The sequence below is a fragment of the Solibacillus sp. FSL W7-1472 genome, from assembly GCF_037969775.1.
In the GTDB taxonomy this organism is placed as follows: Bacteria; Bacillota; Bacilli; order Bacillales_A; family Planococcaceae; genus Solibacillus; species Solibacillus silvestris.
Window position 1 is genome coordinate 2489157 of the sequence record NZ_CP150208.1, and the last position, 23038, is coordinate 2512194.

Annotated in this window: 23 protein-coding genes; 3 read left to right on the forward strand and 20 right to left on the reverse strand. The window is 39.6% G+C overall.

The window, feature by feature from the left end:
* Window positions 1–2: 2 nt before the first annotated feature.
* The 6 genes from MKY07_RS12405 to MKY07_RS12430 all read right to left on the reverse strand — a co-directional run bounded on the left by MKY07_RS12405 (window position 3) and on the right by MKY07_RS12430 (window position 4883).
* The gene (locus tag MKY07_RS12405; RefSeq protein WP_339262444.1) at window positions 3–650 is read right to left on the reverse strand and encodes a dienelactone hydrolase family protein; all 648 of its coding nucleotides are present in this window, start codon (window positions 648–650) and stop codon (window positions 3–5) included.
* A gap of 13 nt (window positions 651–663) precedes the next feature.
* Window positions 664–1230: a hypothetical protein gene (locus MKY07_RS12410; RefSeq protein ID WP_008407572.1), complete on the reverse strand. Its 567-nt coding sequence runs from the start codon at window positions 1228–1230 to the stop codon at window positions 664–666.
* 227 nt (window positions 1231–1457) lie between these two features.
* Window positions 1458–3452, reverse strand: coding sequence for a transketolase (tkt, locus tag MKY07_RS12415; protein WP_339262446.1), 1995 nt, complete (start codon window positions 3450–3452; stop codon window positions 1458–1460).
* 139 nt (window positions 3453–3591) lie between these two features.
* Window positions 3592–3828: a DUF896 domain-containing protein gene (locus tag MKY07_RS12420; protein WP_008407575.1), complete on the reverse strand. Its 237-nt coding sequence runs from the start codon at window positions 3826–3828 to the stop codon at window positions 3592–3594.
* Between the two features lie 64 nt (window positions 3829–3892).
* Window positions 3893–4549, reverse strand: coding sequence for a recombinase family protein (locus MKY07_RS12425; protein ID WP_014823390.1), 657 nt, complete (start codon window positions 4547–4549; stop codon window positions 3893–3895).
* Entirely contained in the window at window positions 4536–4883 is a 348-nt protein-coding gene (locus MKY07_RS12430) for a LysM peptidoglycan-binding domain-containing protein (RefSeq protein ID WP_008407579.1), read from the reverse strand. The genes MKY07_RS12425 and MKY07_RS12430 overlap by 14 nt, the downstream gene beginning before the upstream one ends.
* Window positions 4884–5043: 160 nt before the next feature.
* Here MKY07_RS12430 and lexA point away from each other — a divergent pair, with 160 nt between their 5' ends.
* The gene (gene lexA / locus MKY07_RS12435) at window positions 5044–5667 is read left to right on the forward strand and encodes a transcriptional repressor LexA (RefSeq protein ID WP_008407580.1); all 624 of its coding nucleotides are present in this window, start codon (window positions 5044–5046) and stop codon (window positions 5665–5667) included.
* Window positions 5668–5748: 81 nt separating this feature from the next.
* Here lexA and MKY07_RS12440 read toward each other — a convergent pair whose 3' ends face one another.
* The 3 genes from MKY07_RS12440 to MKY07_RS12450 form a co-directional block, all read right to left on the reverse strand.
* Entirely contained in the window at window positions 5749–6444 is a 696-nt protein-coding gene (locus tag MKY07_RS12440) for a gamma-glutamyl-gamma-aminobutyrate hydrolase family protein (RefSeq protein ID WP_339262447.1), read from the reverse strand.
* 115 nt (window positions 6445–6559) lie between these two features.
* Window positions 6560–7105 (reverse strand): 5'-3'-deoxyribonucleotidase, encoded by a 546-nt coding sequence (locus tag MKY07_RS12445; protein ID WP_008407584.1) that lies wholly within the window; start codon window positions 7103–7105, stop codon window positions 6560–6562.
* Window positions 7106–7182: 77 nt separating this feature from the next.
* The gene (locus MKY07_RS12450; RefSeq protein WP_014823388.1) at window positions 7183–7890 is read right to left on the reverse strand and encodes a DNA alkylation repair protein; all 708 of its coding nucleotides are present in this window, start codon (window positions 7888–7890) and stop codon (window positions 7183–7185) included.
* Between the two features lie 182 nt (window positions 7891–8072).
* Here MKY07_RS12450 and MKY07_RS12455 point away from each other — a divergent pair, with 182 nt between their 5' ends.
* On the forward strand, window positions 8073–8489 hold the full coding sequence (locus tag MKY07_RS12455; RefSeq protein WP_339262449.1) for a gamma-type small acid-soluble spore protein: 417 nt from the start codon (window positions 8073–8075) through the stop codon (window positions 8487–8489).
* A gap of 146 nt (window positions 8490–8635) precedes the next feature.
* Here the strand turns inward: MKY07_RS12455 and glnA are convergent, their stop codons facing one another.
* The 3 genes from glnA to MKY07_RS12470 all read right to left on the reverse strand — a co-directional run bounded on the left by glnA (window position 8636) and on the right by MKY07_RS12470 (window position 11824).
* Window positions 8636–9970, reverse strand: coding sequence for a type I glutamate--ammonia ligase (gene glnA, locus MKY07_RS12460; protein WP_008407588.1), 1335 nt, complete (start codon window positions 9968–9970; stop codon window positions 8636–8638).
* 62 nt (window positions 9971–10032) lie between these two features.
* Entirely contained in the window at window positions 10033–10413 is a 381-nt protein-coding gene (locus MKY07_RS12465) for a MerR family transcriptional regulator (protein ID WP_008407589.1), read from the reverse strand.
* 163 nt (window positions 10414–10576) lie between these two features.
* On the reverse strand, window positions 10577–11824 hold the full coding sequence (locus tag MKY07_RS12470) for a methionine gamma-lyase family protein (protein ID WP_065215639.1): 1248 nt from the start codon (window positions 11822–11824) through the stop codon (window positions 10577–10579).
* Window positions 11825–11941: 117 nt separating this feature from the next.
* Between MKY07_RS12470 and MKY07_RS12475 the strand changes: the two genes are divergently transcribed.
* Window positions 11942–12550: a trimeric intracellular cation channel family protein gene (locus tag MKY07_RS12475; RefSeq protein ID WP_008407591.1), complete on the forward strand. Its 609-nt coding sequence runs from the start codon at window positions 11942–11944 to the stop codon at window positions 12548–12550.
* A gap of 49 nt (window positions 12551–12599) precedes the next feature.
* On the opposite strand, the gene MKY07_RS12480 is transcribed toward MKY07_RS12475, so the two are convergent.
* From MKY07_RS12480 to MKY07_RS12515, 8 genes are all read right to left on the reverse strand, one after another.
* Window positions 12600–12902 carry a rhodanese-like domain-containing protein gene (locus MKY07_RS12480; protein ID WP_014823385.1) on the reverse strand — a complete coding sequence of 101 codons (303 nt, stop codon included), beginning with the start codon at window positions 12900–12902 and terminating at the stop codon, window positions 12600–12602.
* A gap of 79 nt (window positions 12903–12981) precedes the next feature.
* Window positions 12982–13206, reverse strand: coding sequence for an RNA chaperone Hfq (hfq, locus tag MKY07_RS12485; protein WP_008407593.1), 225 nt, complete (start codon window positions 13204–13206; stop codon window positions 12982–12984).
* A 77-nt stretch (window positions 13207–13283) separates the two neighbouring features.
* Complete coding sequence (miaA, locus tag MKY07_RS12490) at window positions 13284–14192, reverse strand: tRNA (adenosine(37)-N6)-dimethylallyltransferase MiaA (protein WP_065215638.1); 909 nt, start codon at window positions 14190–14192, stop codon at window positions 13284–13286.
* Entirely contained in the window at window positions 14185–15102 is a 918-nt protein-coding gene (locus MKY07_RS12495) for an alpha/beta fold hydrolase (protein WP_339262454.1), read from the reverse strand. The genes miaA and MKY07_RS12495 overlap by 8 nt, the downstream gene beginning before the upstream one ends.
* A gap of 219 nt (window positions 15103–15321) precedes the next feature.
* The gene (mutL, locus tag MKY07_RS12500) at window positions 15322–17211 is read right to left on the reverse strand and encodes a DNA mismatch repair endonuclease MutL (RefSeq protein ID WP_065215637.1); all 1890 of its coding nucleotides are present in this window, start codon (window positions 17209–17211) and stop codon (window positions 15322–15324) included.
* A gap of 14 nt (window positions 17212–17225) precedes the next feature.
* On the reverse strand, window positions 17226–19841 hold the full coding sequence (gene mutS, locus MKY07_RS12505; RefSeq protein WP_065215636.1) for a DNA mismatch repair protein MutS: 2616 nt from the start codon (window positions 19839–19841) through the stop codon (window positions 17226–17228).
* Window positions 19842–20021: 180 nt separating this feature from the next.
* A complete protein-coding gene (gene cotE / locus MKY07_RS12510) occupies window positions 20022–20621 on the reverse strand; it encodes an outer spore coat protein CotE (protein WP_008407603.1) in 600 nt (199 codons plus the stop codon).
* A 221-nt stretch (window positions 20622–20842) separates the two neighbouring features.
* Window positions 20843–23032, reverse strand: coding sequence for an EAL domain-containing protein (locus MKY07_RS12515; protein ID WP_339262457.1), 2190 nt, complete (start codon window positions 23030–23032; stop codon window positions 20843–20845).
* Window positions 23033–23038 lie beyond the last annotated feature (6 nt).

A 23038-nucleotide genomic window follows, 5' to 3' on the forward strand; every position in this document is an offset into this window, starting at 1 on the left:
CTTTAGTTTAAATTGTTCGGTAAATCTTTCGATAAGAATGCGATTAAATCATGTAGATTTTGTTCGCTCACCCCATGGCCTACCGGATATGTTCGAAATGTAACGTCTGTATCATAGTCATTGAAAAAACGAACGGCATGCTCTGCCCATTCAATCGGATAATCATAATCATATTCTCCGTGAGATATAAAGATTTTTGATTTATCCATCGTTTTTTTACTATATTCAAGTGCAGCGAATTCCGGTAAATATCCGCTCAATGCTGCTGTTCCACGAATGGCATTGCCCATCACCATTGCAAGTGACTGTGCCATTGCTGCCCCCTGGTTAAAGCCAACAACATAAATTTGCTGTTCATCTAAATTGAATTCCCAAATTGCTTCCTTTATAAAGGATTCAATTCCTTTCAGCACTTTATCAAAAATTGCACGATTTGGCTTACCTTCTTCTTCAAATGTATAAAAAGCATAGCCAGGGCGATGTTTTATCGGCCCTTGCAAGCTAAAAATATGACAATGTGTTGAAAACGAATCAACAAGTTGGAGTAAATCGTTTTCATCGCTCCCTAATCCATGCAGCAAGAAAATCGCAGGTTGCTTATCTGCCTCAACTTTAGGTGCTTTGTGTAAATAAATAAATGGTGTATTCATTTTATATCTCCTTTTAAGAAAGCGTCATTTTATTGACAAGCTGGTCCGTGTAATAAGCCATATAGCCATCCAGCAATTTGATTGTTTCCTCAATATCGCCTTCTGTTAAAATTGTTGCATTTTTGGCACAGGCAACCGTCAAAAAATCAATCCGGTACGCATGTTCCACAGATGCATACGCATAATCGTAAATCACATCTTCATCTTCTACCTTTAATGCTTCATATTGCTGATGGAATGCTTTTTTGTAATCATCCATTTTCTCTCCGACACTGTTACGGATTTGCATTTGCTGCGCCATTAGTTCGTTTTCAATATAAGAAACGGTCGGCACTTTTCCTGTACTTAATGTTTCCCGGACAAGATCAGTCCATGCCATTTTATTTTCCACGTAATATGCGATATTTAACATTAAGCGATCATAAAAATCAGTCGTTGAAGTGGAAGAAGCTCGTTTTTCATCGATATTTTTTTGAAGCATCGTTTCGAATTTTTCTAGGTCCGCTTTATTCGATAGAAAATAAAGTGTCTGCTCGATATATGTAGTAATTTCCTTTTGCTTGTTTTCTGCTGTCATCATTCATCCACATCCTTCATCTGATTCTTCCGTAATTCTTTATTATCGTACCATTCCTTCAGTAAAATCGCACGCCTTCCAACTATATGTATGGCATATTGTATATGAATCTGGTCTTTTTGCCAAAGCTTTTTTCTTGTTACTTTAATCATTATATTGGATTTCAGATTTATAGTGAAAAGAAAAAATGCCACTTGCCATAGTAGACAAGTGACATTTTGAGCTTCGAATTAAAGTGCTTTTACTTTCGCAACTACATTTTCTACTGTGAAGCCGTATTCTTTTAACACAATTTTCTCTGGAGCCGATGCACCAAATTTATCAATTGCCAATACATCCCCTTCAAAGCCAACATATTTATGCCAGCCAAGTGATGCACCCATTTCAATTGCTAAACGTTTCGTTACAGCTTTTGGTAATACAGATTCTTTGTATTCCTTCGACTGCTTTTCAAAGCGGTCCATTGATGGCATTGACACAACAGATGCGTCAATCCCTTCTGCCAGTAATGCTTTTTTTGCTTCCACTGCCAAGCCTACTTCAGAACCCGTTGCAATTAACAAGGCATCCGGAGTTTCTTTAGATGAAGCTGAAACAACATAGGCACCTTTTTCAACACCCTCGTATACTGTCTCTTTTGCAACATCCAACACCGGCAAGTTTTGACGGGATAATACTAATACAGTTGGGTTTGATTTGCTTTCTACAGCTAATTTCCATGCTGCTACAGATTCATTTGCATCTGCAGGACGGATAACCGAAAGATTCGGCATCGCTCTTAATGATGCTAAATGCTCGATTGGCTCATGTGTCGGACCGTCTTCACCTACTGCAATTGAGTCATGTGTAAATACATATGTTACAGGTAATCCCATTAATGCAGATAATCGAATTGCTGGTCGTACATAGTCAGAGAATACGAAGAAAGTACCGCCAAATACATTTAAACCGCCATGTAATGCCATACCGTTCAGCGCAGCACCCATTGCAAATTCACGAACACCAAACCAGATGTTACGGCCTTCCGGAGTTTCAGCAAAGAAATCACCAGCGCCTTTAATTGTTGTTTTGTTTGAGCCTGCCAAGTCAGCAGAACCGCCGAAGAATGATGGCGTTGTTTTTGCAATGGCATTGATTGCATCACCAGATGATGAACGTGTAGCTACTGCAGTACCTGCTTCATAGACTGGTAATTCAGAAGCAAAGTTCTCCGGTAATTTGTTTTCCATAGCATTTACAAATTGGGCAGCCAGTTCCGGGTATTCATTTTTATAGCTTTCGAATAGTTCATTCCATGCTGCTTCTGCTTGTACACCTTGTACTTCGCTTGCTGCTTTAAATGTCTCATACACTTCCGCAGGAACAGCGAATGGCTCATGTTCCCATGCGTATGCAGCTTTTGTTAAAGCAACTTCATCAAATCCTAGTGGTGCACCGTGTGAATCTGCTTTACCAGATTTGTTAGGAGAACCAAAACCGATGACAGTTTTCACTTCGATTACAGTTGGGCCGCCAGTGTTTTGTTTCGCTTTTTCAATCGCTGAATTAATTTCCACGATATCTGTACCGTCTGTAACTTTTAAATAGTTCCAGCCGTAAGATTCGAAACGTTTTTGGATGTTTTCCGAGAATGACTTTTCTAAATCACCATCAAGTGAAATGTCATTTGAATCATAAAGTACAATTAATTTATCCAATTTTAAGTGACCTGCAAGAGAAATTGCTTCTGCAGCAACACCTTCCATTAAATCTCCGTCACCGCATAGTGCAAACGTATAGTGGTCAACAATCTCTTTGCCTGGCTTGTTGTATGTTGCTGCCAAGTGACGTTCAGCCATAGCCATACCTACTGACATGGCAATACCTTGTCCTAATGGACCAGTTGTCGCTTCAACACCAACTGTATGACCATATTCAGGATGTCCCGGTGTTTTTGAATTCCATTGACGGAAGTTTTTGATTTCTTCCATCTCTAAACCATAGCCACCCAAATGTAATAAACTATATAAAAGCATGGAACCATGTCCAGCTGATAATACGAAACGGTCGCGATTATACCAATTAGGATTTTGTGGGTTATGGCGTAATTGCTTCGTCCACAATGTATAGGCCATAGGTGCAGCACCCATTGGTAAACCTGGGTGACCAGAATTTGCTTTTTCAATTGCGTCGATTGATAATGTACGGATTGCGTTAATTGCTAACTGATCCATCTGTTGTGTCATTATGTGACATCCTTTCCTCGTACGATATTTATACCTTTTATAGTGTAGACAAATTCTCACAAGAAAACAATAATTTCTAAAAACGTCATCTAAAATATGTCATACTTAATATTAAATGTGACATATTAATGAAATGTTATTAGTTTAAGAATTTCTTCTGTGATTTTATTTGTTTTAATTTTTCAGGTGTCACATCATTGCCCTCTTCATCAATTACTTTCACATGCTCGATTGTATCGCGCATTGTGGAACGGAATGTATCTAAATACTCTTTGCGCAGCGCAGTGCGTTCCTTCGCTTGCTCTTCCGTCAATTTACCTTCTTTCGCTAATTTAGAAAGCTCATTAATTCGAGCTATTTTCTCTTTTGATAACATTTGAATCTCACCTTTCTTCCTACCTACTACAAAGGTATAAAAAAAACGACTTGAAGACAAGTGTTTACTCTTCAAGTCGCTCCATATATTCAATATATCTTCTATGTACGGTCGCTTTACTGATGGAAATGCCCAAACCAGACAATGTCGTAGCAATTTCTGCAAATGTTAAGCCTTTCTGGCGTAGCTGGACGATTTCTTCAACAGGGACTTCTTTACGTTCACGCCCTTCAATATTACCGCGGTTTTTTAAATTGTTTTGGGGCTGGTAGCCATTTTCTACAGCACGACGCATTCCCCGGCGGATTTTCGCATTATGCATACGACGCTGGTATTCTTCGACAATCGCTAAAATTTCGAGCAGCATTGTATCCATTTCGTTTAATACGACAGGACCTGCATCATTCAATGTATACACTGTCGCTTCATATTTTTGCAATAGGTGAAGTACTGCCATACGTGCATTACCGCGCCCTAACCGTGTTTCGTCCTGTACAAACAACGCTTCGATGCCGTACTCTTTCATATAGTCAAGCATATCGAGCAGTCCATCTCGGTCCACATCATATCCGCTATGCTGATCCATGAAAATCTCCACATCATTATAGCCGAATGTTTTCGCATACTTTGTCAGCTCTTCTTGCTGACGTACTAGTGACGTTTCCTGTGTATTTTTATCCGTACTGACACGGCAATAAATTACTGCTTTAGTTTTTATCATTGTTCCCTCTCACTACTTTAATCGATTGCATATCAGTGGATTCATTCAGCTGGGCAATGTATTGTGAATCTTTTTCTACAGGTACAACCAGTACTTGTCCTAAAACAACTTTTTCATCCAGCAATCCGTTTTCCTTTTTCACTTCATCGATCCAATCATGCTTAGCCATTTTACCACGGTATTGTTCTGCCAACGACCATAAAGTATCGCCATGCTCTATGCTAACGTGTTCGTATAATTCTATTTTATCGTCCTGCATCATGAATAAAGCAATCATAAGTACAGAGAATAGTAGAAACATTGATGTAAAGCCATTTAGTTTAGTTTTTTTCATTTGTAAAACCCTCTTTCGAATATATGTTCGGAATATTTGTTCTCATAATAATACGAACATATGTTTTTGTCAACCGTTTTTTCGAACTTATGTTTGCATTCGTGTTCGCATACTGCTATACTTACTTTAAGAAAAATAGCATGATAAAGAGGTGAGTTAGTTGACACAAAAAATTTCAAAGCGGCAGCAGGCTATTCTAACTTTTATAAAAGAGGAAGTTCGTTCTAAAGGCTATCCGCCATCAGTACGCGAAATTGGAGAAGCGGTAGGTTTAGCTTCCAGTTCAACTGTCCACGGGCATTTAGCTCGTTTAGAAAGTAAAGGGCTTATCCGTCGTGACCCTACTAAACCGCGTGCCATTGAAATATTGGACCAGGAAGAGATGAACATCACCAAACAAGGTGTCATCCATGTTCCGTTAATCGGTAAAGTTACAGCTGGTCTGCCTATTTCCGCAATCGAGGATATTCAGGAATATTTCCCGTTGCCGGATGCTTACGGCTCACCGGAAGAAGAACTATTTATGCTTGAAATTATGGGTGAATCCATGATTGAAGCCGGAATTTTAAATGGGGATTATGTAATCGTCAAAAAAACGTCTACCGCGAACAATGGAGAGATTGTTGTAGCAATGACGGAAGATGATGAAGCGACAGTCAAACGCTTTTACAAAGAAAAAACTCATTTCCGCTTACAGCCTGAGAACAGTTCAATGGAGCCGATCATTGTCAATCAGGTTTCTATTTTAGGTAAAGTAGTCGGCCTCTATCGAAATATTCATTAATCAGAAGCTTGCCATTCTAATAGAATCGGCAAGTTTTTTAATGGAATAAAAAAACTCAGCCGTAAACGACTGAGCCTTTTATTACTTATGGCATGCTTCTATAAAACTTTTAAATAAGCGCTGTGCATAAACATCCCCGTTTGGCGCCAATTCTTCCGGGTGCCATTGTACCGCCACACAATACGGATGGGAATTGTGTTCAATTCCTTCAATAATGCCGTCTTTCGCAACTGCCGAAACAAGAAGTCCTTCCCCTAACTTTCCTACAGATTGATGGTGAAAAGTGTTAACACGGAATGTTTCTTCTGTAAAAATCTCCTTAAATTTCGGTGTCTTCACTTCAACGGTATGTGCCAATTCTCCACGCTTTGAAGGTTGTTTATGTAAGATTGTATTCTCTACCTGTGATGGTATATCCTGAATTATCGTACCTCCGAATGCAACATTCATAATTTGTTGTCCACGGCAAATACCTAGAACAGGCATTTGTCTTTTAAAGGCTGCCTTCATTAATAAAAGATCGCTGTCATCACGCTTTCTAACAACACTACCGATATGACGGTGCGGTTCCTCATTAAACAATAATGGATCGATATCCGCTCCACCAATTAATACGAGGCCATCAACTAAATTTAATACTGCTTCTACGTTTTCTTCCGTAGCATTCGGTATACAAATTGGTATACCCCCCGCTAGTTCTATCGACGTCAAATATGCGTTGTTTATATCCAATTTCTTGTCAAAATCATACATTGTTAATCCAATAATCGGTTTCATTCATTCTATCCCCTTACAATTTAAAGATAATTCCAATTATTTAAATTATACTATTTCGTTAAGCTAAGTTACTACAAAAATATAAAAGGATTGCCTGATTGCAACCCTTTCCCTTTTAAACAATTTCCAGTTGTTTTATAAAATACTGTTTAATTTCTTTCCAGTTGTTCACACGCATGAAACCTTCTTCTGATCGATTGTACGGCATCGAATACAATATACCTGTTCCTTTAAATGACTTGAGTTGGCGTGGGCTATCGTCAATTAAATAATCAGTATGTATTACCGCTTTATTTCCACAAAACACTATGTTCTGTGTTTTAATAAATGGTAAATACTCCATTAACCAATCGTACTTCGCTGTAAATGACCCGGGTACATCCATGGCAGCTGTCGCAATATAAATCTCATAATGCTCCTGCAGCTCTCGAATGACATCAATTGCATCTTCATCCAGTACTTTTAAATCTCTGAAATAGCCGGGCTCATTTAATAGAGCAAATAATTTTTTCGCATCTTCTCTAGGTAAATCGCGCTGTGTCGTCAGAAGAAATTCTTCATCGGTAAAATTTGTCCCGAAATTCTCGTTATATGTAACACATAATTTCGAATAAAAGTCAGCCAGCACCTGGTCCATATCGATGGCAATGCTTTTTTTCATGTAATAGCCTCCTTGAAAATTCCTAATTTTAGTTTATACAATTGTATGGCGAAAAAACAAGGTATAACTCTTTACAATTAACAGCGTACATATTTACGTTTAAAGCCGATTCGTCCTTTTTCCACCTGTTTTTCTATTTCAGCAAAAGCGTGCAGCAAACCCGGCTTTTTCCCTTCACGTTTCGTTTCAATTGGCCCGATTTCCTTAGCGAATTGGACAGCCTCTTCATGTAGAGGTTTAAATGAAACACCTACTGTCATGACAAAGTTATTCATTGCTACTTGTGTACGTGGTGGTGCTTGACGGATATTTTGTTTTACATACTCAAGCATACCCAATAATTTTTCTTTTGAAAATTCTTCATCTTTACGATTGCCGAGCTGCCAGCAGTAACAATGCCAACCTGCCGACATTTTTAGTTCCTCACCACTTGCAATCCATTTATCGCTTACTTCTTGCGCAATATCGGATTCAGCCAAAGTCACTGCAACAACATAATCGGAAATCATATAAAAATAGGCTTGTTCAATCCAGCGATCGTAATCTTCTTCAGTCATTGCTTTCGGATCCGCAATAACCCCGGCAAAATACATTGCATCATAGTTGCCTGTCGCATAAAGCTGTTCAGCCAGCTCCTGATTTATTTTTATTTGTTTTACATACGGTTTCATCGAGCCAGTCGTTACACCGAATAACGGCTCCTTTGCTCCATTGGACATATAAATCTTTTTTGTACGCTCTTTACCCAATGCCTCTAATTCTTGCATCATTGTATCAAGTTTCATAATAGCCTCCTTATGTTCAATCGGTAAATTTTAATCCTTCTTATTATACGATTTATATACTTATCATTCCAAGGTACTGAAGCATTGGTGATCGCACATTTAAAATTTTTAAAAAATTGGCAATTGATTTAACCGAATAATAAAGCAACCTCTGAACAGAATAATGTCAGGAGGTGATTTTGATGTCAAAAAATAAAAACATCAATAACAAGAATAACGCCGAATTCGGAATGGAAACGGATGTTAACCAAGTAATGCAGCAAAACCAAAAAGCTGAAGCTAAAAAGCAACAAGCTTCTGGTGCGTTTGCAAATAGCGGTTTGCAGAAGAAACTGAATTCAATGAATGCTGAGTTTGGTATGGAAACAAACGTTAACCAGGTGAAACAGCAAAACCAGCAAGCTGAAGCTAAAAAGCAACAAGCTTCTGGTGTGTTTACAAACAGTGGTTTACAGAAAAAACTCACTTCAATGAACGCTGAGTTTGGGATGGAAACAGATGTTAACCAGGTAAAACAGCAAAACCAGCAAGCTGAAGCTAAAAAACAGCAAGCTTCTGGCTCTTACGGTAAAAACCGTTTCCAAAACGGCAATAAATAATGCATTATTGAACCGGCAATTTATATTGCCGGTTTCTTTTATATTATACGAATAAATTACAACAGTTATTTTGGTTAAAATTGAATACGACTATACAAAAAAAATGCAAAAAAAAGAGCTGGAATTTTAGCCCCAGCCCTTTCTTCTTAGTACATTTTCATATATTGGTCGCGTTCCCACTGGTGAACAGTTGAACGGTACATATCGAACTCAATTTCTTTTGCTTCTTTAAAGTTCGCATAGATATGGTTGCCTAATGCTCTTTGAACCACTTCATCTTTTGCTAGTAATGCTAATGCATCATCTAAAGCTGCAGGCAGATTATCGATGCCGTTAGCTTTACGCTCTTCTTCGCTCATTACATAAATGTTTCGGTTAATTGCTGGTGGTGGCGTTGTTTTTTTGCGGATCCCTTCAAGACCCGCCTCTAAAATTACCGCCATCGCTAAATATGGATTTGCTGATGGGTCCACTGAACGAACTTCTACACGTGTTGATACGCCACGAGAAGAAGGAATACGGATTAACGGTGAACGGTTTTGCGCAGACCATGCTACGTAACATGGAGCTTCATAACCTGGTACTAAACGTTTATAAGAGTTTACTGTCGGATTTGTAATTGCAGTAAAACCTTGAACATGGTCAAGCACACCTGCCATGAATTGCATCGCTGTTTCAGAAAGCCCTAATTCAGTAGACTCATCATAAAATGCATTTTCTTTTCCTTTAAATAAAGAAACGTTAAAGTGCATTCCCGATCCAGCTTCACCGAATAAAGGTTTTGGCATGAACGTCGCATGTAAACCGTGCTTACGTGCAATTGTCTTAACAACTAATTTAAATGTTTGGATGTTGTCGCATGCAGTAATAGCATCCGCATATTTAAAGTCAATCTCATGTTGACCCGGTGCAACTTCATGGTGAGAAGCTTCAATTTCAAAGCCCATTTCTTCCAATTCCAATACGATATCTCGACGGCAGTTTTCACCTAAATCTGTCGGTGCCAAGTCGAAATAGCCGCCGTGGTCATTTACTTCCAAGCTTGGCTCGCCTTTTGCATCCAGTTTAAATAGGAAAAACTCCGGTTCTGGTCCTAAGTTGAAATCTGTAAATCCTAGTTCTTTCATTTCCTTCAATACTCGTTTCAGGTTGTTACGTGGATCACCTGCAAATGGTGTACCGTTCGGATTGTAAATATCACAGATGAAACGTGCTACCTTCCCTTTTTCAGCTGTCCATGGGAAAATCATGAATGAATCATAATCCGGATATAAGTACATATCCGATTCTTCAATACGTACGAAACCTTCAATTGATGAACCATCAAACATCATTTTATTGTCCAATGCTTTATCTAGTTGGCTTACAGGAATTTCTACGTTTTTAATTGTCCCTAAAATATCTGTAAACTGTAAACGAATGAATTTTACTTGTTCTTCTTCTACTAGACGTTTAATATCGTCTTTTGTATATTTGCCCACTAAATTCCACACTCCTAAATTTGTTCAGTACCGATTTTACTCGATCTTTTATAATTTACACGCTATTGGTAAAAGCGCGATAAATCCCCTTGTCGAATAGATGTTTTTTGCATGCGTTGTGCCTGGCGCATTTCTTCACGTAAAATTTTGCGTAAGTCCGAATCGGAAATTTCTTTGCTCGCTTGCTGTGCTGCCGGATCATTTTTCAAAGCAAATACTTTTTTGATCCCTGCCATATTGATGCCCTGTTCAAGCATATCTTTGATTTCCAATAAAGTGTCGACATCATTTAAAGAAAACATGCGTCGATTTCCTTCTGTACGGTGCGGCTGAATTAAATCATGCTCTTCATAATAACGGATTTGTCTTGCTGTCAGATCCGTCAATTGCATGACGATACTTATCGATAATAGTGGCATTGAACGTCGAATTTCACTACTCAATTTAATTCACCTCCCTTATCGCTATATTACGACTTGTAATTTACATTGTCAAATGTATGTTAGAAAAACTGACATTACTTTTTTAAATGAGCGAAAAGTAAACAGAATATAGCGAATTTTACGCACATAAAAAATCGCCCATTAAATGGACGATTCCTAAATATCACTTTAGCTTTTGGACAGCAGAACAAATAGCATATTTTACATGTTCATATGTTAAACCACCCTGGATGAAGGCTGTATAAGGAGGGCGGATTGGACCGTCTGCCGTTAATTCAATACTTGATCCTTGAACAAATGTACCTGCCGCCATAATGACATCATCTTCGTATCCAGGCATATAGGCAGGCTCCGGCGCAAAATGGGCATTAATAGGTGAAGCAGCCTGAATCTCACGACAGAAAGCTATCATCTGTTCCGCTGTTTGGAATGAAACGGATTGAATGAGATCCGTACGAACATCAGTATAATGGGGAGATGTTGTCATACCGATTTCCTCAAGCATTGCGGATGTAAAAATTGCACCTTTTAAACTTTGTGCAACAATATGCGGTGCCATGAAGAAACCTTGGTAAAAGTCTGCTAACGTATTTAATGAAGCGCCTGCCTCAGCTCCAATTCCCGGTGATGTCATACGGTATGCACATTTTTCAACTAAATCTGCGCGACCTGCAATATATCCACCGATTTTTGCAAAGCCCCCACCAGGATTTTTAATTAATGAACCGGCCATTAAGTCAACTCCAACTTCTGTCGGTTCAAGTAATTCCACAAATTCACCGTAGCAGTTATCTACAAAAATAATGGCATTCGGTGCGATTGTCCGTATTTTCACAACCATTTCGGAAATTTGTTCAATCGTAAATGATGGTCGTGTTGCATAGCCTTTGGAACGCTGTATCGCAATCATTTTCGTATTTTCGTTTACTGCCTTTTTTACACCTTCCCAATCAATTTTCTTATTGTCGATTAAATCTACATGAGAATAGCCAATCTTATAGTCTTTCAAGGAACCTGTATCCTTTTCGCCACCATCAACGATTGATTGTAGTGTATCGTACGGTTTGCCTGTAATATAAACCAATTCATCACCCGGTCGTAATACACCGAATAAACTTAATGTGATCGCATGTGTACCCGAAATGATCTGAGGACGTACGATGGCCGCCTCTGCCCCGAAAGTTTGCGCATATACACGCTCTAAATTATCTCGGCCCTCATCATCATATCCATACCCTGTTGAAGGATGAAGATGAAAGTCACTTACCTGATTATTTCGAAAAGCTGCCAGTACCTTTTGTTGATTATAAAATGCACGTTCATCGACTTCCTGATGATAAGTGCGGACTTTTTCTTCCACTTGTGCTGCAAGCGTTAATGTTTCAGCTGATAATATTGATTGAAATGCCATAATTCCTGCTCCATTCTGTTCAAACTGTATCCATTATACATGAAAAAAAATAGTTTTGACGAATGTTTGAAAAACTGCTATTGTCATGGTCGAAAGGACATTAAGGGAGAGATGTTTATGGCGTGGGATGTATTTAGTTTGATCGGAACGGTTGCCTTTGCCATTTCCGGGGCAATTGTGGCAATGGAAGAAGAGTATGATTTATTTGGGGTGTACATATTAGGTATCGTTACAGCTTTTGGCGGCGGGGCTATCCGTAATATATTAATCGGCCTGCCGGTCTCGACATTATGGAACCAGGAGCTTATGTTTCAATTCGCGCTTCTTGCGATTACGGTTTTCTTTTTAATTCCGCATCATTTATTTAAACAGTGGAGTCGATGGGGATACGTTACCGACGCAATCGGATTATCCGCCTTTGCCATTCAAGGGGCAATGCATGCTGTCCACCTGGAGTTACCGATTGTAGCAGTAATTGTAGCTGCCGTTTTAACAGGTGCAGGCGGGGGGGTGGTTCGGGACTTGCTTGCCGGTAGAAGACCCATTATACTGCGTCACGAAATTTATGCCGTTTGGGCGGCCAGTGCAGGTTTCTTAATCGGCCTTGAAATTTTTAAGGGGGATTTATTTTTATACTTTTTATTTGTTTCCATTACTGTCCTGCGGATATGTTCATACACTAAAGGCTGGAGCCTGCCATCAAAGAAAATTTATTATACAAAGTAGGATAACTAAAGGGAGTGCCGAATCAATCGGCACTCCCTTCTTTTGGAAATTATTTAAATTCTAATTCTCCATCATAGGCCATCATTCCGCCATCTAAATTCGTTACATCAAAACCTTGCTCTGCCAGATATTCGCAAGCATTTGCACTGCGTACTCCGCCTTTACATACGACGATGTAGGATTTTGAATTGTCTAGTTCATTAGTACGTTCCGGGATTGAGCCAAGTGGAATATGTACAGCACCTGGAATCATTCCGTGTTCCACTTCAAAATCTTCACGAACATCGATTACATTTAAATCTTCATTTGCATCGAGTAAGTTGATCAGTTCATCTGTTGTCATCGTTTTCATCAAAAATCCTCCAATACTTATAGCATCTTAGTCATTATAATCAATCAGATCAAAATTCGCTACAAGTTTGGCTAGGTTGTTACTCTTCTTCCGTTAACGCTACATTTTTGGAAGGTACAAAAGTAGAAATTGCATGCTTGTAAATAAGCTGCTGTTTTCCTTCCGATTCCAATAGTACGGTAAAGTTATCATATGATTTTATAAGTCCTTTTAATTGAAAGCCATTTAACAGAAATACCGTTACAAAAACATTATTTTTACGTAAATTGTTTAAAAAAGTATCTTGCAAATTTATCGATTTCATCGTCGTTCAATCTCCCTTACCTTAAAATACATGCAATAGTTACCTATTCGTTATGCGGACAAAATTTCCCTTTAAATTTAATGAATTTCAAATAAACTTTTTATTTTATTCCAATCATTTCCGATCCACGCAATTTCCATTTTATTTCGGAAATAGGTAAGTTGACGTTTCGCATAGCGACGGGAATTTTGTTTAATCTGTTCCACTGCTTCTTCAAGTGAAACAAGTCCATCAAAATGGGCATACAGCTCTTTATAGCCGATCGCTTTAATCGCCTGGACATCACGGATTCCCGCTTCATATAGCGCGCGGACTTCTTCGACAAGACCCGCTTCCATCATTAAATCGACACGTAAGTTAATTCTTTCATAAAGTTTTTCGCGATCCATATCCAACCCGATTATTACATGGTTATATAACGGTATGTCCCCTCGATTGAATTGTTCTTCTGCTCGAGAGACTCCTGCAAGTTCTGCCATTTCCATTGCCCGAATAACACGTCTTGTATTGTTCGGATGAATGGACGCCGCCGCTGCCGGGTCCATTTGAACAAGTTTCGCATGCATCGCTTCAGGCCCTAACACTTCAAGTTCTCTATAATAATTTTCGCGAGCTGTTTCATCGACCTCTTGTTTGGCAAATTGAAAATCATATAGGACAGATTGTACATATAACCCCGTTCCCCCAACAATAATCGGCATTTTCCCCCGAGCTTGAATCTCTTCAATTTTACCGCGGACAAGCTGTTGATATTCTGCAACCGAAAAACCTTCTGTCGGTTCTTTAATATCAAGCAGGTGATGCGGAACCCCTTTCATTTCGGCTTCGGTAATTTTGGCCGTACCGATATCCATATGGCGGTAGATCTGCATGGAATCTCCGTTAATAATTTCACCGTCAATCTCTTTTGCCAAGCGGATACTCAGCGCTGTTTTTCCGGATGCTGTAGGACCGATAATGGCCACGACATCGATTTTTTTATTCATCTTTTAACCACCGTACAATTATTTCTTTTACTTGTTCTTTCTTTTTTTCGTTTAAAATTTCATGCCGCATTCCTTCAAATATATGCACCTTTACATGTTCTACACCCGAACGTGCAAACAGTTTACCAACATGAAACGCCCCTTCTGCTTCAGGCCCGGCAATCGGATCATATGTGCCGTTTACTACAAGTATTTTTAAATCAGGACGTATTCGCGCATTCGCACGGTCATTTTCGAGCTTCAACATGCCTCCCGTTAAATCAACGAAAAATTGATTCGTCGGGATCACACCACACAATGAATCATCAATATATTTTTGTACTTCCTCTTCATCGGTTGTAAGCCAGTCAAAATTTGTTTTCGGATCTTTAATTTTACGATTGAAACTGCTAAAACTAAGATCATTCATAAGATCACTTTGAATTTTTGCTCCCTGCAGGTTTACCAGCTGCTTCGCTATAATATGCCCTGCCTTATGAAGCAATGTCGGTGATCCCGTACCCGATAAAATCAGCCGTTCTATTTTATCACTATGCTGTTGGATAAAACGTCGTGCTATAAAAGAGCCCATACTGTGACCGAATATAATAGCCCGTTCTGCCGTTTCTTTCTTCAAAAAGGAAAGCACTTCTACAACATCATCTACAACAAGCTCAAAACCCTTTTCAGGTCCGAAATAACCAAATATGCCGTTTTTTTGCGCTGTAAAACCATGACCGCGATGATCATGTGCTGTTACAAAATACCCTTCATCACATAGCTTCTCCGCGAAATTTTCATATCGTCCACTATGTTCCGACATCCCGTGCAAAATATGAATATGCCCAATACGCTTTTTACTCGGTGTATATGTGCGGACAAAGATATCATGCCCGTCTGACATTGTGACGAAAAATGACCGTTGCTCCATAAAACCATCCCCTCGTTTATCCCGCATTAACTAGTAGTAATTTATCTGCCTCGAAAGCGTAATCTCAGAGGCAAGACTACCCGTAAAAGCCCGATTGGTTCGGGCCGATACAATGTTGGTCACACAAGCGTTGTCACAAAACGCGACGGTTTTAGCTTATGTTCCCTCTAATCAGTGGGAGTGAAGAGATTCCCACTTATTGAATTTTCACTGTATGAATTACATTACCCGTTTAAACATTTTTTCCACTTCATACGACGTAAAATGAATCAATACAGGCCGCCCATGGGGACATGTAAACGGATTGTCAGCATTTCGTAAGTCATTAATCAGTCTTTCCATCTGTTCTTTATTTAAATAATGATTCGCTTTAATCGACTTTTTGCAGCTCATCATAATGGCCGCATCTTCACGCAATTTTTTTATATCGGTTTTCCGTGCGCTTAGCACTTGCTCTATCAGTTCCTCTATAATTTCCTGTTCTTCGCCTTTCGGGAACCAAGTCGGGTATTCCCTTACAACAAATGAAGAAAGACCGAATTCCTCCAAGAAAACCCCTACTTCTTCAAGTGCCTCCTTGGATTCTTTTAGACGTAATGCCTCATCAGCCGCATAATGGAATGTTAAGGGCATGAGGAGAGTCTGGCGTTCGTTTGCATTCACTTCTCCGACTTTATCTCGGAAATATTCATACTTAATACGTTCCTGTGCTGCATGCTGATCGATTAAATAAAATCCGTCTTCCATTTGGGCTACAATATACGTTCCGTGAATCTGTCCGACAATTTCAACTTGTGGAAAATGCCTTTTCGATTCGACTTCTTTTATTGGTGACTCTTCCAGGTACATTTCCTCTTCAATAGTCGGAACTTCATGGAAGTCTTCCGTAGAATGCTGTTCGCTGCTTTCCGGCTCGGGTGGAGCTGCAGGCACGACCTGTTGTTGTGTCGGGACCGGCGCATACGGCTCTTTTACAATGGATGCTTCACTTGATAATCGCTCAACAATTGTCGATAACTTATCCTCATTAAATGTCGGCTGCATTGCAGGTGCCGGATTCCAAATATTCATCTGTTCAGTTGGCGTTCGAATTGGTTTTTCCTTTTTTTCAGCGAGCGGAATACGGATAACCTCCCGAATCGCTGAACGGATCGTATCTTCAATAAGCTTCAGCAGTTCCGGCTCTTTACTTAAGCGTACCTGATGCTTCGCCGGATGGACATTGACATCTGTTAATTGCGGATCTCCCTCAACATACAAAAGTACGATTGGGAAACGTTCAATCGGTAAATACGTATGATATGCATCTATGATTGCCTTCTGAATCACGAAATGTTTGACCCAGCGCCCATTGACGAAAAGTGACATATAATTTTTCGAAGCACGCGTAACTTCAGGTAAACTTGCAAAACCATGTATTTTATAATCTTGATTTTCCCCTTCAAACGGCAGCATTTTCTTCGCATTGTGTGCACCGTATATTGCCGCCAATACTTGCTGCACCTGGCCGCGGCCGTTCGTTTGCAATAATGTTTGCCCATTATGCACAAGTTTAACCGCAATCGTCGGATAGCCGAGCGCAATCCGGTTAACAAAATCGATTGTATGTCCAAGCTCAGTCTGAATCGTTTTTAAATATTTCAGGCGTGCCGGTGTATTAAAGAATAGCTGTGCAACAGTAATATCTGTTCCCCTGCGCAGTGCGGTCGGCTGGTGTTCCTTTAAATGACCGCCTTCCATATACAGGTGCACACCTCCATTCCCGTCCGAAGTGCGTAATGTTAACTTGGAAACCGAAGCAATCGATGCCAATGCTTCCCCGCGGAAACCGAGTGTCCGAATACGGAACAGATCCTGTTCTTTTTCTATTTTTGATGTAGCATGGCGGGAAAAGGATTTAAGAGCATCTTCCTCGTCCATCCCGCTTCCGTTATCAATGACTTGTATCGAATGAAGGCCCGCTTCTTCCAGGAAAATTTCGATTGACGTACTGCCCGCATCGATTGCATTTTCAACTAGCTCTTTCACGACAGATGAAGGGCGTTCAACTACTTCACCGGCTGCAATTTTATTCGATAGCCACTCATCCATTATTTGAATTTTTCCCAAAGCCGTTCCCTCCTTTATTGATTGCCTAGTAATTTTTGCTGCAGTTCATATAGTAATGTCATTGCCTGCATCGGTGTTGTGCCCATCACATTCAGCTTTGCCAATGCATCAAGCACTTCTTGTTGTTCCGGTGCGATTGCTGATTCTTCCTCTATTGTAAACAATGAAAGCTGCTGGTCGTTCTCCGTCACCTGTTCCGGCATTTGCGGATTTTGAGGTGGTTCTTGTTTATAATTGATCGCTTGCGGCTTTTCTTCATTCGCAGCCTCAAATTGCTCCAGTAATACGCGAGCACGTTGTAAAATCGTTTCAGGCATTTCTGCCAGCTCCGCCACATGGACACCATAACTTTTATCTGCGGCACCTTTTTTCACTTTATGCAAAAATACAACCCGGCCATCTTGCTCGGTTGCACTGACATGAACATTTTGCAGACGTGAAAGCTCATTTTCCAAATCCGTCAGTTCATGATAGTGGGTAGAAAATAATGTGTTTGCCCCGATTTCATCATGAATATATTCCATCATCGCCTGTGCCAGACTCATCCCGTCATATGTTGATGTACCGCGTCCGATTTCATCAAACAGCAGCAGACTGTTTTTAGTGGCATGTGTAATGGCATGCTGTGATTCAAGCATTTCTACCATAAATGTCGATTGGCCTGCCGCTAAGTCATCTGCTGCACCGATACGCGTGAAAATCTGATCAGTAATCGGAAGTATTGCTTCATCAGCCGGTACATAGCAACCCATTTGTGCCAAGACGACAATGAGTGCTACTTGGCGCATATACGTACTTTTACCCGACATGTTCGGACCAGTGATCAGCATCATATTTTTATCATTTGTCAGCACACAATCATTCGGTACATAACTTTGCTTATTGAGCATTTTCTCGACAACCGGATGTCTTCCTTCAATAATTTTCAAAGCACGTCCGTCATGGAATACCGGCTTTGTAAAACGGTATTTGTCCGTTACCATCGCAAAGCTCATCAGTACATCAAGCTCACTAATTTGGGCAGCCAATGCCTGTACACGGGGAATATACCCTTTTAACTGTTCACGCAATGCTACAAATAAATCATATTCCAGCGCAAGACTCTGCTCTTCGGCATTCAAAATTAGTGCTTCTTTTTCTTTTAATTCTTCTGTAATAAAACGCTCGGCATTCGCCAAAGTTTGTTTTCGTTCAAAGCGTGCCAGGTCTGTATTATTCAAATGGGATTTTGTAATTTCGATATAATAGCCGAATACACGGTTATAGCCTATTTTTAAATTTTTAATTCCTGTCAGTTCACGTTCTTTTTGCTCAAGCTGGGCAATCCAGTCTTTCCCGTTTCGGGAGGCATCACGATATTCATCGAGCTGTGCATTGTAGCCATCGCGAATTACATCGCCTTCTTTGATTGAAATTGGCGGTTGATCGGTAATCGCCTCTGCCAGCAATTGTTCAATATCTGCGCATACGTCCAGCTTTTGTCCTAGTGCTGTACATTTTTCCAATCCGCTGTTTACAAGCTTTTGCTGAATCATCGGTACTTGGCGTAATGATTCACGCAGCTGTGCCAGATCACGTCCCCCAACAGAACCAAATGCAACTCGCCCTGCTAAACGCTCTAGATCATATACATTTTTCAGCAATGACGTCAATTCATCCCGCAAAAAGAAATCTTCCAGCAATTCTGTAACAATCGCCTGGCGTGCTTCAATTGCATTTTTCTTTGCAAGCGGCTGGTGCATCCACTGTTTCAGTTTTCGGCCTCCCATCGCCGTTACCGTTTCATCCAAAAGCCACAGCAATGTACCTTTAGAATCACCTCCGCGTATCGATTGAATCAACTCTAAATTACGTTTGGAATTCGTATCGATGCGAAGGAAGTTATGTGCCTCAGTATAGGTAAACGGCTGAATATGTGATAACGAACGCATTTGTGTACGTTCCACATATTGTAATAATCGCTTTGTCACGCCTTGTAGCTGAACCGGCAAATGAGCGACATACTGATTTGCTTTTACCGGATCCATTTCTTCTGTTTCAAGCGACAGAACAATACCACCTGCTTCCGCATAATCTGCAAGCAGTAACTGCAGCTGCTCGTTTACGATCAATTCTTTTATTGCATATGCTTGTACTTGCTGAATTAATTGTTTTGCACTTCCTTCAATAACAGAACAATTGGCTTCGCCTGTCGATACGTCCAAATAGGCAAACACCATTTCATCATTTTCATTACTTTCAGCTGCTGCAATGAAATGATTGGATTTCCCGTCAAGTGCTTTCCCCTCTGTAATCGTACCTGGAGTAATTACTTGTACTACTTCACGTTTCACAACACCTTTTGCATGCTTTGGGTCTTCCGTCTGTTCGCATACCGCCACTTTAAAACCTTTTGAGACAAGTGTTTCGATATAGCCTTGTGCAGAGTGATGCGGTACCCCACACATCGGAATCGGATTATCGGTATTGCCTGAGCGCGCTGTTAGTGTAATTTCCAGAAGCTGTGACGCTTTAATGGCATCATCAAAAAACAGTTCATAAAAATCGCCTAAACGGTAAAATAAAAAAGCATCCTTGTAATCTTGTTTTACGAGTAAATATTGTTGCATCATCGGTGTATATGTAGTCATGTTTATTTCCCTCACTTGCTAAAACTTGTACAAGTATTATACCATTTGACTCGCATTTTGCCTTGCAAACGAAAAGAAAAGGAATTGTCTGAAAGTAATCTTCAAACAATTCCCCTCTGTTTACGATAGACTTTTGCAGTTTTTTACGACTTTAAATTTGCTGTTAAAAAATAGACGTTTTTACGAAAATGATGAGGAGTCATAATCTTTGCCATAATCTTTTCCGCCCGAGTCGGACGATGAAGACGATGACGAGGATGACGAGGATGATGATGAAGAAGTGCTGGATGGCTGCTGTGAACTTTCTTCATATGACCATTCATCTTCATAATCCAGTGGGTGTACATTAATCACAACTGTCGTTTCCCCAATTATCTCCACTAAAAATTCACGCTCGACCGTTACTTGGATTTTGTCGCCTTGCTTAGTAATCACTGCCTCAATACAATTCGGCGCTTGTAATACACGGACTTTTACATCATTTGAATCGACTTCATCTCCATCACGGAATGACAGTTTGACACGGTCCTTATAGGAAATTGTCTCTGTATGCACTGCCGTTTTTGAATGATTGTTATATGCGTACCAAACATTCACCTCGAATTTCCCTGTCACCTCAACAAATTTACCGTTACGTTTCGCCTGGTATTGATGGTTAATTACCCAACAACCTAATATGCTCGTTGGCGCATTCGGTGGACAGAGCGTTTCTACACATTCGGTACGCTTCTTCCCTTTTGCAATAACTGCTTTCGTCACAATTTGACGTAAACGCTTCACCGAACATCTCTCCTTTCTTCAACTAACTCGACTTATTGTATGCGACAGGTGCCTAAAGGGTGAAATGAGTTTTTAGAAAAAAAAACTACTACAAACCTTTGTTGTAGTAGCGCTTTTGCTATTGCTTCATTCAATTATACCTCGGTGCAGTTATGTCAGGAAGCGGGATAAGGCCTACATAGTGCTGTCTTATTTAGCCCATCTTTATTTTACTGAGAGCTTCATTTGCTGAATGAAGTTTTTAACTGCTGATCTAATAGTTCATTAATTTGTTCAATTAACATTGGTTTATAATAATAGTATCCTTGCCCAACCTGACAGCCTAATCGCTTTAGCTCAAGATGCTGTTCTTCTGTTTCGATTCCTTCTGCTACAGATACCATGTTCAAGTTATCCGAAAGCTGAATAATGGTTTTAATAACGGCATTCATCCGTGGATTCGCTAAATTATCGACAAAACTTTTATCAATTTTGATTTCTTTAAATGGCAGTTCCTGCAAATAGCTGAGTGATGAATAACCAACACCAAAGTCATCAATCGATGTTTCAATCCCCAGCTGTTGCAACTCGTCGATTATTTTTTTTGCTCTTATGACATTTTCCAGTTCGACACTTTCGGTTATTTCAAATTTTATAAATTTCGGATCTATTTTATAGCTTTCTATAAGGGCAATGGAACTTTCTACAAATGCCGGATTATAAAAATGGCTCGGTGAAATATTGATCGATACTTGATACAATTTCAATCCCGCATCGTGTCGCTGTTTTTGCCATAGGAGCACCTTCTTGAAAATTTCGAGGTCTACTTTATAAATATTACCGGTATTTTCTGCAACCGGAATAAATAACGTCGGTGAGACAACACCTAAATCCGTCGAATTCCAACGTGCCAAAGCTTCAAAACTTTCAATTTCCCCTGTCATCAAGTTCACTTTCGGCTGGAGCATCGGAAAAAATTCACTATTTTTTAGACCGCGGGCAAAATGGGCCAGTACATTCATTTCTTGTTCTACAGATTCAATTAAACTCATATTAAAATTTTTAATAACAGTGCCCGTAACTTTAAGGGCACTTGATAACGCAATATCCGCCTGGCGGACTGCTTCTATGTAATTAATACGGGAACTAAAAGATGAAGTTCCTATTTTTAATGTTAAGTATACTTCTTTTCCATCAATATAATATGGCTCTGATAAAAACTGTTCAGCTACAATGGGTGGAATCTTCATTTCCCGTAATGATAAACGTGTCGCTACAATAATCGCTGAATGGGTATACCTCGCAATGATCGAGTCTGCGAATGATGGGATGTTCTGTATTCGATTTGCTAGCTGACGCAGCACTTCATCCCCGCCTTGCCGATCATACAAATCAATAATATTTTGATATTCTCCCGGTTCAATAATATATAAATGCCCCATCGACTGATTTGCAGTAAAATCATTTAAAATGATTTTAAAGCGTTCATAATTATTTAATCCGGATGCAACATCACAAAAAGCAAGACGGTGAATCGCACTTTTTTGGTCAAAATATTTTAATGCGAGTGTAACAATCGGTGCGATTCGGTTCATGAATTTTATTTCAATCGTTTTTGGTTCTGCCCGTTGTTCAAAGTACATTGTAAATAAACCGATCGTTTTTTCTTCTGAATTTAAAATTGGCTGACTCCACATTGAAACTATACGGTATTTATCGATAATCGGTCTATATGCTTCATGATAAATCGATTGCTCTAAGTCTTTCAAAATGAGCGGTTTATTTATTTTCCTTTTGTCTTTCATATCCATTAATAAAACTTTCTCATCGAGCTCCTTCAAATCTTTCCACATTTCACCGTAAATATTAATCATCCGGTCATTTTCATCAACAAGGACGATGGAACAATGGCATTTCTTTCCGAAAGTTATTTCAACCGATTTGCAAATATTACGTAATACATTTTCAAGTGGATGCCCTGTTTCCAGACTAAAGTAGACTTCACGTTCCAGCTCAATCAACGACTCTATGTTCATGGAGTCCGTTACATCTTTCATTATGATCACACAATATTGGAGTATCCCTTGCTGATTAAACATTGGTAAATGCCTGACTTCGTTCCAAAATGCATACCCATCTTTCCGGTAATGAAAGGATGATGTTTTAAATGTCAGTCCATTTTCAATACTTTCCTGAATCGAATTCTCATTTAACATGTCAGTAAGAGGTCCCTGTAGTAAAGAAAGTGTTGACCCGAGCACATCATCTTCCCTGTACCCTGTTGTTTGCGTAAAGATCTGGTTTACAAATTCAATTGTATACCCTTTATTCGGGTTAATAATTGCTACTGCCAAATCAATCTGCCGAGCCATCTGACATAACCAATCGTACAATCCTTCATCACTTACACTTAGATTATCAAATTCGTTCATTAGTAA

What these genes read in the sequence shown, in the direction of transcription:
- MKY07_RS12405 (WP_339262444.1), bottom strand. Translation starts at nt 650, where the DNA reads ATGAATACACCATTTATTTATTTACACAAAGCACCTAAAGTTGAGGCA.
- MKY07_RS12410 (WP_008407572.1), bottom strand. Translation starts at nt 1,230, where the DNA reads ATGATGACAGCAGAAAACAAGCAAAAGGAAATTACTACATATATCGAG.
- tkt (WP_339262446.1), bottom strand. Translation starts at nt 3,452, where the DNA reads ATGACACAACAGATGGATCAGTTAGCAATTAACGCAATCCGTACATTA.
- MKY07_RS12420 (WP_008407575.1), bottom strand. Translation starts at nt 3,828, where the DNA reads ATGTTATCAAAAGAGAAAATAGCTCGAATTAATGAGCTTTCTAAATTA.
- MKY07_RS12425 (WP_014823390.1), bottom strand. Translation starts at nt 4,549, where the DNA reads ATGATAAAAACTAAAGCAGTAATTTATTGCCGTGTCAGTACGGATAAA.
- MKY07_RS12430 (WP_008407579.1), bottom strand. Translation starts at nt 4,883, where the DNA reads ATGAAAAAAACTAAACTAAATGGCTTTACATCAATGTTTCTACTATTC.
- MKY07_RS12440 (WP_339262447.1), bottom strand. Translation starts at nt 6,444, where the DNA reads ATGAAACCGATTATTGGATTAACAATGTATGATTTTGACAAGAAATTG.
- MKY07_RS12445 (WP_008407584.1), bottom strand. Translation starts at nt 7,105, where the DNA reads ATGAAAAAAAGCATTGCCATCGATATGGACCAGGTGCTGGCTGACTTT.
- MKY07_RS12450 (WP_014823388.1), bottom strand. Translation starts at nt 7,890, where the DNA reads ATGAAACTTGATACAATGATGCAAGAATTAGAGGCATTGGGTAAAGAG.
- MKY07_RS12455 (WP_339262449.1), top strand. Translation starts at nt 8,073, where the DNA reads ATGTCAAAAAATAAAAACATCAATAACAAGAATAACGCCGAATTCGGA.
- MKY07_RS12470 (WP_065215639.1), bottom strand. Translation starts at nt 11,824, where the DNA reads ATGGCATTTCAATCAATATTATCAGCTGAAACATTAACGCTTGCAGCA.
- MKY07_RS12475 (WP_008407591.1), top strand. Translation starts at nt 11,942, where the DNA reads ATGGCGTGGGATGTATTTAGTTTGATCGGAACGGTTGCCTTTGCCATT.
- MKY07_RS12480 (WP_014823385.1), bottom strand. Translation starts at nt 12,902, where the DNA reads ATGAAAACGATGACAACAGATGAACTGATCAACTTACTCGATGCAAAT.
- hfq (WP_008407593.1), bottom strand. Translation starts at nt 13,206, where the DNA reads ATGAAATCGATAAATTTGCAAGATACTTTTTTAAACAATTTACGTAAA.
- miaA (WP_065215638.1), bottom strand. Translation starts at nt 14,192, where the DNA reads ATGAATAAAAAAATCGATGTCGTGGCCATTATCGGTCCTACAGCATCC.
- MKY07_RS12495 (WP_339262454.1), bottom strand. Translation starts at nt 15,102, where the DNA reads ATGGAGCAACGGTCATTTTTCGTCACAATGTCAGACGGGCATGATATC.
- mutS (WP_065215636.1), bottom strand. Translation starts at nt 19,841, where the DNA reads ATGACTACATATACACCGATGATGCAACAATATTTACTCGTAAAACAA.
- MKY07_RS12515 (WP_339262457.1), bottom strand. Translation starts at nt 23,032, where the DNA reads ATGAACGAATTTGATAATCTAAGTGTAAGTGATGAAGGATTGTACGAT.